The 10,392-nt window shown below is 58.8% G+C and carries 11 protein-coding genes and 1 rRNA gene; all 12 read right to left on the bottom strand.

Going from position 1 to position 10,392, the window contains the following annotated elements; translation table 11 throughout:
* A 16S ribosomal RNA gene (locus EXY20_RS26915) occupies nt 1-103 on the bottom strand; the annotation flags it as partial.
* A 699-nt stretch (nt 104-802) separates the two neighbouring features.
* On the bottom strand, nt 803-2,299 hold the full coding sequence (lysS, locus tag EXY20_RS26910; RefSeq protein WP_135555223.1) for a lysine--tRNA ligase: 1,497 nt from the start codon (nt 2,297-2,299) through the stop codon (nt 803-805).
* A gap of 187 nt (nt 2,300-2,486) precedes the next feature.
* On the bottom strand, nt 2,487-2,963 hold the full coding sequence (gene greA, locus EXY20_RS26905; protein WP_135555222.1) for a transcription elongation factor GreA: 477 nt from the start codon (nt 2,961-2,963) through the stop codon (nt 2,487-2,489).
* A 216-nt stretch (nt 2,964-3,179) separates the two neighbouring features.
* The gene (gene dusB / locus EXY20_RS26900) at nt 3,180-4,220 is read right to left on the bottom strand and encodes a tRNA dihydrouridine synthase DusB (RefSeq protein ID WP_135555221.1); all 1,041 of its coding nucleotides are present in this window, start codon (nt 4,218-4,220) and stop codon (nt 3,180-3,182) included.
* Nucleotides 4,220-4,447: a helix-turn-helix domain-containing protein gene (locus tag EXY20_RS26895; protein WP_135555220.1), complete on the bottom strand. Its 228-nt coding sequence runs from the start codon at nt 4,445-4,447 to the stop codon at nt 4,220-4,222. The genes dusB and EXY20_RS26895 overlap by 1 nt, the downstream gene beginning before the upstream one ends.
* On the bottom strand, nt 4,426-4,941 hold the full coding sequence (gene folK / locus EXY20_RS26890; protein ID WP_135555219.1) for a 2-amino-4-hydroxy-6-hydroxymethyldihydropteridine diphosphokinase: 516 nt from the start codon (nt 4,939-4,941) through the stop codon (nt 4,426-4,428). The genes EXY20_RS26895 and folK overlap by 22 nt, the downstream gene beginning before the upstream one ends.
* A complete protein-coding gene (gene folB, locus EXY20_RS26885) occupies nt 4,938-5,324 on the bottom strand; it encodes a dihydroneopterin aldolase (RefSeq protein WP_135555233.1) in 387 nt (128 codons plus the stop codon). The genes folK and folB overlap by 4 nt, the downstream gene beginning before the upstream one ends.
* Before the next feature lie 24 nt (nt 5,325-5,348).
* Nucleotides 5,349-6,200 carry a dihydropteroate synthase gene (gene folP / locus EXY20_RS26880; RefSeq protein WP_135555218.1) on the bottom strand — a complete coding sequence of 284 codons (852 nt, stop codon included), beginning with the start codon at nt 6,198-6,200 and terminating at the stop codon, nt 5,349-5,351.
* A 7-nt stretch (nt 6,201-6,207) separates the two neighbouring features.
* Complete coding sequence (locus tag EXY20_RS26875) at nt 6,208-7,101, bottom strand: aminotransferase class IV (RefSeq protein ID WP_135555217.1); 894 nt, start codon at nt 7,099-7,101, stop codon at nt 6,208-6,210.
* Complete coding sequence (gene pabA / locus EXY20_RS26870) at nt 7,098-7,685, bottom strand: aminodeoxychorismate/anthranilate synthase component II (RefSeq protein WP_135555216.1); 588 nt, start codon at nt 7,683-7,685, stop codon at nt 7,098-7,100. The genes EXY20_RS26875 and pabA overlap by 4 nt, the downstream gene beginning before the upstream one ends.
* Nucleotides 7,682-9,271, bottom strand: coding sequence for an anthranilate synthase component I family protein (locus EXY20_RS26865; protein WP_135555215.1), 1,590 nt, complete (start codon nt 9,269-9,271; stop codon nt 7,682-7,684). Before EXY20_RS26865 ends, pabA begins: the two co-directional genes overlap by 4 nt.
* A 140-nt stretch (nt 9,272-9,411) precedes the next feature.
* Entirely contained in the window at nt 9,412-10,350 is a 939-nt protein-coding gene (cysK, locus tag EXY20_RS26860; RefSeq protein ID WP_135555214.1) for a cysteine synthase A, read from the bottom strand.
* Nucleotides 10,351-10,392: the final 42 nt, after the last annotated feature.

Raw genomic sequence — 10,392 nt, 5'->3', positions numbered from 1 at the left:
CCCGTCCGCCGCTAGCCCATCCCGAAGGATGAACCCGCTCGACTTGCATGTATTAGGCACGCCGCCAGCGTTCGTCCTGAGCCAGGATCAAACTCTCCATAAAGGTAGTTCGAACTTGCTCTTCAAACACTAGCTTACGATCCGAAGATCGTTGTTGCTTGCTCACTCGTTGTTCAGTTTTCAAAGGGCAATGAGGCTTGCTTCTTGTGTGTCTGCCCCTAAAGGCGACTTTTATATATTAGCACATTCGAAGTTATAATTGCAAGTACTTTTTTTCCCGCTCCGGATGACCAGGATTCAAAACCGGTATCCGACCAAGCGCTTGCGCCTCTTCTTCAATATGCCCGCCAAAAGCGGCGAAAAATAATATACCACATCCGTCAAGCCAATTGCAAGTAGGCGAGCCGATCTTTTCGCAGCCATTATTCGAATCGGACGAACAGATGAATTTTGAATCAATGGGAGCGAAATAAGCCATGTTTCATGGGCTATTTGATCAAAAAAGGGAGTCGGTAACGAAATAACCAGTGAAATCGCTGGTTATTTCTCCTGGAAAGCTCGGTTCGGTACGGTTTGGGTCACAATAGCCAGTGTTTTTGCTGGCTATTTCCGGCGAATCGAGTCAAAAGGGGCAAATAAGCCACTTTTGATGGCCTATTTTCAAGGAGGCTCGATTACACGATGCAGTTGCCCCGCCAGCAAAAAACACCGAATGCCATCTCATTCGCGCTGGCCCTGCAACAAAACCACCCGCCAAAAAACAAAAGGCGCCCCCAGGGCGCCTTGCCTAATCAACCCAACACTACTCCGCCTGCCGATCGCGCATCAGCGGGAACAGCAGCACGTCGCGAATCGACGGTGCATTCGTCAGCAGCATCGCCAAACGGTCGATGCCGATGCCAAGACCGCCCGTCGGCGGCATGCCGTATTCGAGCGCGCGGATGAAGTCGTCGTCCATCTCGTGCGCCTCGTCATTGCCTTGTTCGCGCTCGACCAACTGCGCTTCGAAACGGGCGCGCTGGTCGATCGGATCGTTCAACTCGGAGAATGCGTTCGCATGCTCGCGCGCCACGATAAACAGCTCGAACCGGTCGGTAAACCGCGGATCGGCGTCGTTCTTCTTCGCCAGCGGCGAAATCGCCACCGGATGGCCGGTAATGAACGTAGGCTGAATCAGCGTTTCCTCGACGAACGCTTCGAAGAACAGGTTAACGATATGGCCGAACGTCATGTTCGGCTCGGCATGCACCTTGTGCGCCTTGGCCAATCGATGCGCTTCTTCGTCCGACATCTGCACGCTGAAATCGACGCCGACCACTTCCTTGATCGCATCGACCATAGAGACGCGGCGCCACGGCACACCGAGATCGACATCGTATTCCTGGTAACGGATCAACGTCGTGCCAAGCACCTCGCTGGCGATGTGAACGATCATATTTTCCGTCAGCTGCATGATGTCATGGTAATCGGCGTACGCTTCATACAGCTCCAGCATTGTAAACTCCGGATTATGCCGGGTCGAAACGCCTTCATTGCGGTACACGCGGCCGATTTCGTACACCTTCTCAAGACCGCCGACAATAAGCCGCTTCAGGTGCAGCTCAATGGCGATCCGCATGAACAGCGGCATGTCCAACGCATTATGATGCGTATGGAAAGGGCGCGCCGCCGCGCCGCCGGCGATGGCATGCAGCGTCGGCGTCTCCACTTCGAGATAACCGTTCTGGTCCAGGTAGCGCCGCATCGACTGAATGATCCGGGAGCGCAGGATGAACGTTCCCTTCACGTCTTCGTTGACGATCAAATCGACGTACCGCTGGCGGTAACGGGTTTCGACGTCCTTCAGTCCGTGGAACTTCTCCGGCAGCGGGTACAGCGATTTGGACAGCACCGTCACGGAAGCCGCCTTGATCGACGTCTCCCCGGTTTGCGTGCGCAGCACAGTGCCGGACACACCGATAATATCGCCGATATCGAGTATATCGAACGCCGCATAAGCCTGATCGCCGATCGCGTCTTTGCGGACGTAGATTTGGATTTTGCCCGTCTGATCCTGGATATGCACGAACGACGCTTTGCCCATCGAACGCTTCTGCATGATGCGTCCGGCTACGCTGACCGGGATCGCCGCGTCCTCCAGCTCTTCCTTCGTCTTCTCGCCGTAGTCGCGGTGAATGTCCATCGCCGCGTGCGTACGCTCGAACTTGCCGCCGAACGGGTCGACGCCGAGCTCGCGCAATTTGTCCAGCTTGCCTTTGCGGATGGCCAATAACTCACTTACTTCCAATTCCTGCGTCATGATCTCATCTCCTAATAAGTACGCCAATTCCAGCGCTTGCACCGATTCGCCGCCGGGGCGGCGATTGGCATCCCTGTAGCGGACAATCGCGGAAACTCCCCCAACACTCAAGAAAAGCCCCCGGAGGAAGCTTCTCTCATAACAGTCGGTATGGAAACGCTCATCCCGTCATGCTATCGCTCGTTCGTTATTTCTTGATATCGATGATTTGGTAGGGGATGATACCGGCGGGTACGTTCACGTCTACGGTCGAGCCTTTCTTCTTGCCGAGAATCGCTTTGCCTACCGGACTTTCGTTCGATATCTTGTTCTGCAGCGGATCCGATTCGGCCGTACCGACGATCGTATACTCAACTGTATCTCCGAATTCCATATCCTTCAGCGTCACAATCGAGCCTACGCTTACGGTGTTGATGTCCACTTCTTCGCTATTGATAATACGAGCGTTCCGCAGCATCTTCTCAAGCGTGATGATGCGTCCCTCGATGAAAGCCTGCTCGTTCTTCGCATCCTCGTATTCCGAGTTCTCGCTGATGTCGCCATAGCCGATGGCAATCTTGATCCGTTCCGCCACCTCGCGGCGCTTCACCGATTTCAAGTTCTCCAGCTCTTCCTCCAGCTTCTTCAAGCCTTCCTGCGTGAGAATAACCTCTTTTTCGGCCATAAATCCCTTGTTCTCCCGTCGCGTGAAAGATTTCCATACATTCCGGAAAACCGTCCGTATGAACTCACCTTATGCCAGCGTGACCACGGCATATCTCTACTATATGACAAGCACGAATCAAGATGCCTTCATGCCCCGGGTAGCGCGTTATTGACTGATTATATTTCAACGCCATACAAATGTCAATCGCAGGGAAACGCCCGGTTTGCAAGGCTTTCAGTGGTAAACGACAGGCTCAGGAGCGTTCTCCGCACCGTCCGCCGCCTCGGGCCCGGCGCCCTCTTCCGCTGCCAGCTGTTCCAGATACTGTTCGAGCATCCGCACCATCGCATCGCGTTCGGTCTGCTCCATCAGCGAGTCCTTCACGCGCGCGGCACCGCGCAAGCCTTTGAGGTACCAGGCCATATGCTTGCGCATTTCCTTCACAGCCACATGTTCGCCCTTCAAAGCAACAAGCCGGTCCATATGCAAAATCGCGATGCGCACCTTCTCCGCCGCATTCGGCTCCGGAAGCAGTTCACCCTCGGTCAAATAGTGGATCGTCCGATACAGCATCCACGGATTGCCGAGCGCGCCGCGGCCGATCATCACGCCGTCGCAGCCCGTCTGGTCGAGCATCCGCCGCGCATCCTCGGGCGTAAATACGTCGCCGTTGCCGATGACCGGAATCGACACCGCGTCCTTAACGTCTTTAATGATGTCCCAATTGGCCGTGCCGGTATACATCTGCACCCGCGTGCGCCCATGAACCGATACGGCCGAACCGCCGCCGTTCTCCACCGCCTTGGCGTTCTGCACCGCGTAGACGTGTTCGTCGTCCCAACCGATCCGCATTTTGACCGTGACGGGCTTGGATACCGCCTTGACGACGGAAGCGACCATCTTCTCGATCTTGTCGGGCGCTAGCAGCCAGCGGGCGCCGGCGTCGCACTTGACGATTTTGGGTACGGGGCAGCCCATGTTGATATCGATAATATCGGCGTTCGTGTGCCGGTCAACGACCTTCGCCGCCTCCACCAGCGTTTCCGTATCCCCGCCGAAAATTTGCAAACTGAGCGGCTTCTCCCGTTCATCCACGTAGAGCATCTGCAGCGTGCGTTCGTTGCCGTGCACGATCGCCTTGTCGCTCACCATCTCCGCGCAAACGAGCCCGCAGCCGAACTCTTTGGCAATGAGCCGAAAAGCCGGGTTGCATACGCCCGCCATCGGGGCGAGCACCACATTGTTGCGAGCGACTACATTGCCGATCTTAAGCATTACGCTTCCTCCTTTCGCAGCTCAATTGCCGCCAGTTCCTTGGCGTCGACGCCAAGCGCATCCGCGATTTGGCGCAGGATGCGCGAATCTGCCTTGCGCGTACCGCGCTCGATGGCGCCGACGATCGCGATCGACACGTCGAGCCGCTGCGCCAGCTCGAGCTGGGTCAAGCCTTTCAATTTGCGAAATGCGCGAATGCGCTGGGCTAAAGCGTAGTTGGGCTCCATCGCTTGACGCCATCCTTTCCTTCTATATGGGCGACCAACTCCCGCAGCGCTCCCCGTTCGGCGAACGGCTCGAAGTCGATCACATCCAGCAGCGGAATTAATACAAAAGCGCGTTCCGCCATGCGTGGATGCGGAACGTCCAGTCGTTCGGTCTTTACTTTGGCGGTGCCGTACAGCAGCAAGTCGAGATCGATCGTGCGCGGCCCCCAACGAATATCGCGGGTGCGGCCAAGCGTGCGCTCAATGTCCAGCAGTTCGTCAAGCAGCGCTTCGGCCGGCAAATCGGTGCGCAGCAGCGCAACCATATTGAGAAAAGCGGGCTGCTCCGTAAAACCGACCGGGTCGGTTTCGTAGACGGCCGAGGCGCGCAGCAAGCGAATGCCGCTGCGTTCGCCAAGCAACGCCAGCGCGTCCCGCAAATGCCGCTCGCGATCGCCCATATTCGTTCCGAGCCCGATATACGCATCGACTTCGGCCAACTTGCGTCCGTTCATCGGCCCGTCCGTTTCCGGTGAATTTCCACCGTCACGCCGTCGAAAAAAATCGCAAACGGCGGATGCGGCTTAACCACGCGTACCGTCAATTCATTGATACTAGTATAAGTTTGCAGCAGATCTTCTGCAACTCGTTCCGCAAGCGCTTCAATCAACTTGTACGCGCGCCCTTCCACAATCGCCTTCACTCGCGCGTACACATCGGCGTAGTTGATCGTATCCTCGAGATTGTCGCTCCGGCCCGCTTGGTCCAGCGGCAAGTATAAGTCAAGGTCGAGCATGTAGCGCTGGCCCAGCTTGTTTTCTTCGGGAAAAACCCCGTGATGGGCGTAAAATTGCATGCGGGAAAGCGATATTTTGTCCGGCTTGTTCGGCTTGTCCATAATGAATTGCACCTGCTTCCTTCCTTATTTCGCCTGTGCCGCAGCCACACGCGCGCGCGTTGCCGCCGCAATCGCATCGGCCATCGCCGCCACCCGCTTCATCTCGCGCACGTCGTGCACGCGCATGATGGCGCAGCCCCGCGCGATTCCCAGCGCAACCGTAGCGGCAGTACCGTAAGAGCCAACGTCTTGATCTTGCAGCGTCTTCTGGATGACGCTTTTGCGCGAAGTGCCGAGAAGGACGGGGTAGCCAAGCTCGACGACGGCGTCCAAACGGGCGAGCATCAGCAGATTCTGTTCGTAATCTTTGGCGAATCCGATGCCGGGATCGAGCACGATGCGCGTTTCGCCCACCCCCGCCTCACGGGCGATGCGAATGCTTGCTTGCAGATCGGCGACCACATCGGCTATAAAATGTGCGTAGTCCCGGTCCGTCCGATTGTGCGTTATGATGACGGGGCAATCGTATTGCGCCGCGACGCCCGCGATGGCGGAATCGGCCTTCAGCCCCCAGACGTCGTTAACGATATGCGCGCCGGCCGCCAGCGCTTGGCGCGCCACTTCCGCCTTGTACGTATCGACGGACAGCGGAACGTCGACGGCGTCGCGGAGCGCTTCGATCACCGGTACGACCCGCTGCAGTTCTTCCTCAAGGGACACGGCAGCCGCGCCGGGACGGGTCGACTCGCCGCCGATATCGACGATGTCGGCGCCGTCCGCCACCAGCTGCCGGGCATGCGCGACAGCCTTGTCCACGGTGTTGTAGCGCCCGCCATCCGAGAACGAATCCGGCGTTACGTTTACAATACCCATGAGCAGCGTTTTTGCACCAAGGAGCAGGCTGCGTTCCCGGCATTGCAAGACGGAAGTCGTCATGGCGCCGTCACCTTCCTTCCTCTTCTTCAGCAGGCCCTGCCTCCGTACGGTAGACGGCGATCAGGCGGCGTGTCAGTTCGCCGGGTTCGCCGGATCCGCCGTCGCCGAATGAATGGCACGTTCCGTCCGGCTCGTAAACCGCGCGAACCGGCACGATTTCCTGGATCGAATTCGTCACGAACGCTTCGCGGGCCGCGGTCAGCTCGCCGAAGCCGTACAAGCCCTCTTCGGCGCGCAGGCCGAGCCGATCCGCCAGCCGCAGCACATGCGCGCGCGTAATGCCCGGCAGCGCGCCGGTCGCAAGCGCCGGCGTGCGGAGTACGCCGTCCGCCCCGGCAAAAAACACGTTGCTGACGATCCCTTCGGCCACCCGCCCCGCTGCATCGAGGAACAGCCCCTCCGCGCCGGACGCCCACGAATAGCGCTTCAGCTCTATTTTGCCCAGGATATTGTTCATATAATGAAACGACTTCAGCCGCACGTCGCCTTCCGGCGAATTGCGGCGAAGCGTCAGCAGCTGCAGCGCCTTGCCGCCCGGGGCGGCAGAAGGCAGCGGCTTGACGTAAACGATGATCGTCGGCGTAAAATAGCCGCCGGCCGGCAAGCCGAGCGCATCCGGTCCCGCGGAGACGGACAACCGGATATAGGCATCCGCCAGCCCGTTAACCGCAAGCAGCTCGCGGAACGTCTCGCGCAGCGCCGCCTCGTCCGGCGCATAAGCGATGTCGAGCGCCTCGCAGCCTTGCGCCAGCCGCCGCAAATGCGCGCCCAGCAGAAACGGCTCTCCGTCGTAGGTGCGCAGCGTTTCGAACAGCCCGATGCCGTACATGAAGCCGTGGTCGTACGCCGACACAACGGCGTCGCGCTCGTCGCACAGCTTGCCGTTCACGGCAATCTTCATGCCCGTCCTCCCGCAGCGGCGGTTTGCGTCAGGAAATTGCGCAGAATGCGCAGGCCGTGATCGGTGATGATCGATTCCGGATGGAATTGCACGCCTTCCACGGCATATTCCTTGTGCCGCAGCCCCATGATTTCGCCCTCTTCGGTATAGGCGCTGATCTCGAGGCAGTCCGGCAGCGTCTCGCGCTTGACGATCAGCGAGTGATACCGCGTCGCCGTAAACGGGCTCGGCAAATCGCGGAAAATCGTCTTGCCGTCGTGGAAGATCGGCGATGTCTTGCCGTGCATCAGCCGCTCCGCGCGCACGACGTCGCCGCCGAACGCCTGGCCGATCGATTGATGGCCGAGGCAGACGCCGAAGATCGGTAACTTCCCCTTAAATTGGTCGATCAGCGCCAAACTGACGCCGGCTTCGTTCGGCGTACACGGACCCGGGGAAATGAGAATATGGTCCGGCTTCAGCGCTTCGATCCCGGCCAGATCAATTTCATCGTTGCGCCGCACTTCAACGGTTTCGCCAAGTTCGCCCAAATATTGCACCAAATTGTACGTAAACGAATCGTAATTGTCGATGACGAGTATCACAACGACCCCTCCTTGGTCCGCATGCGCTGTTGCCATTGTTCGCTGTATTCGATCGATTTCCACAGCGCTTTCGCCTTGTTGATCGATTCGATGTATTCTTTCTCCGGATCGGAGTCGATGACAATGCCGGCTCCCGCCTGGATGTGGCCGGTATCCCCGACCGCAAGCAGCGTGCGTATAACTATATTTAATTCCATATTGCCGTTATAGTCAATCCAGCCGATCGCGCCGGTATAAGGGCCGCGGCGCACCGGCTCGAGCTCTTCGATGATTTCCATCGTGCGGATTTTCGGCGCTCCGGTGATCGTGCCGCCGGGGAACGTCGCCGCAATGACGTCGAAAGCGTTCTTGCCTGCGGCCAGTTCGCCGCGTACCTCGGAGACGATGTGCATCACGTGGGAATAGTATTCCACGACCATGAAGTCATCGACGCGCACCGAACCGTATCGGGAAATTTTGCCGATGTCGTTGCGCTGCAGATCGACCAGCATCACGTGTTCGGCGCGCTCCTTCTCGCTGGACAGCAGCTCGTCCGCCAGCCGCGCATCCTCTTCGGCGTTGACGCCGCGCGGGCGGGTGCCGGCGATCGGCCGCGTGCTGACGGTGCGGCCTTCCAGGCCGACGAGCTGTTCGGGCGAAGCGGACACGAGCCGGAAGCCGGGAAAACGAAGCAGCCCCATATAGGGCGACGGGTTCAACAGCCGCAGCCATTCGTAGATATCTTCCGGCGCCGTCGTGAGCCGGCGACTTTGGCGGACGGACAGGTTGACCTGGAACACGTCGCCGGCCGCAATATACCGCTGGATCGCCCGCACGGCATCCACGTAAGCGGCTTTGCCGAACGCCGGATGAACGCCCGCCATCGATTCCACATTCACTTGCAGCCGATCTCCGTGCAGCTGCGTTTCATACAGTTCGCGACGGGACCGCCCTAGCCCCGGTTCGCGTTCATCGCCCGCATCGGCAACCGCCGGCGCCGCGAAACGATCCCATGCGCGTTTCATGCGCTCCGCGCGAACGGCCGCTTGCTCGTATGCCCGCCGCAGGGCGCCGGCCCCAGACTCGGCAAGCGGCAGGGGCACATGAACGGCGCAATACAATAACCCTTCCTGCTGATCGACGATCCACACTTCTTCATATCGCAGCAGCGCATATTCGGGAATCGGCAAATCCGCCTGGGCCGTCGCCGGCAGCCGCTCGATCGTGCGAATGACATCGTAGCCGATGTAGCCGACGCAGCCGCCGGCGAACTTCGGCAGATCCGCCACGCGCGGGCTGCGATAAGGCGCCATCCACGCCTCGATCAGCGCCAGCGGCCGGCCAACTTGCCATTCCTTGCTGCCGTCGCGGCGCACGACAACAGCCTGATGGCCGGTCCCTTCAATCGATTCGACCGGCATCAGCCCTAGGAAGGTGTAGCGGCCATCCTTGCCGCTTTCAAGCACGAACGACGACGCTCCCGCTTCTTCCCACGCCCGCTCCCACGACGCCGGCAATCCTCCCTGCAGCGGATACGACGCGACATAAGGCAGCATGGTCCAGTTTGACGCCCATTCCTTCCATTGTGTTAGCGATGTGACCACCATACGTTCCGTTTCCTCCCGCCCCGTCCGCTCATCAGTAATAATTAAGTATACCGGATTTTCCAGCGGCTGCAAGCCGAAGCGCAGCAAACGAAAAGCTCCCCCGCGCGGTTCCTGCGGGAGAGCCTTTTGAACAACCACGATTAGTCTTCGAATTGGTACAGCGGCGTGCTGAGGTACCGTTCGCCGTTGCTCGGCAGGATGGCCACGACACGTTTGCCGGCTCCCAGTTCTTTGGCTACTTTCAATGCGGCGAAGATGGCAGCGCCGGACGAAATGCCGCCGAGAATGCCTTCTTCTTTCGCTACGCGGCGCGAAGTTTCGAACGCGTCGTCGTTCTCGACCTGGATCACGCCGTTATATACATTCGTATCCAAAATATCCGGCACAAAGCCGGCGCCGATGCCCTGGATTTTGTGCGGGCCCGGTTTGCCGCCGGACAATACCGGCGATGCTGCAGGCTCAATCGCATAAATGTTGATGTTCGGGAAGTTCTTGCGCAGCACTTCGCCTGCGCCTGTAATCGTACCGCCCGTGCCAATGCCCGAAATGAAAGCGTCGAGTTTGCCGTCCAGGGAATTGATTGCTTCGACGATTTCCGGGCCTGTCGTTTCGCGGTGCACTTTCACGTTGGCTTGGTTCTTGAATTGCTGCGGCATGAAATAGTTCGGGTTCTCCGCTTGCAGCTCTTCCGCGCGGCGAATCGCCCCTTTCATTCCTTCCGGGCCCGGCGTCAGCACAAGCTGGGCGCCATAAGCGCGGAGCAGGTTGCGGCGCTCCATGCTCATCGTTTCCGGCATGACGAGAATGGCTTTATAGCCTTTGGCGGCAGCGACCATCGCGAGCCCGATGCCCGTGTTGCCGCTGGTAGGTTCAATGATCGTGTCGCCCGGCTTCAGTTTGCCTTCGGCTTCGGCCACTTCGACCATGCTGATCGCGATCCGGTCTTTGACGCTGGAACCCGGGTTTTGATACTCGAGCTTGACATATACTTCAGCGCTGCCTTCGGGAACGACGCGGTTCAGGCGAACAAGCGGCGTATCACCGATCAATTGGGTAATGTTTTGCACAATTTTGGCCATGGTTTACGATGCCCTCCTTCAAATATTTCCGAGTAAACAGGT

The organism is Paenibacillus cymbidii (genome assembly GCF_004764705.1).
Taxonomy (GTDB): domain Bacteria; phylum Bacillota; class Bacilli; order Paenibacillales; family NBRC-103111; genus Paenibacillus_AN; species Paenibacillus_AN cymbidii.
This window is presented reverse-complemented; position numbering and strand designations above follow the sequence as displayed.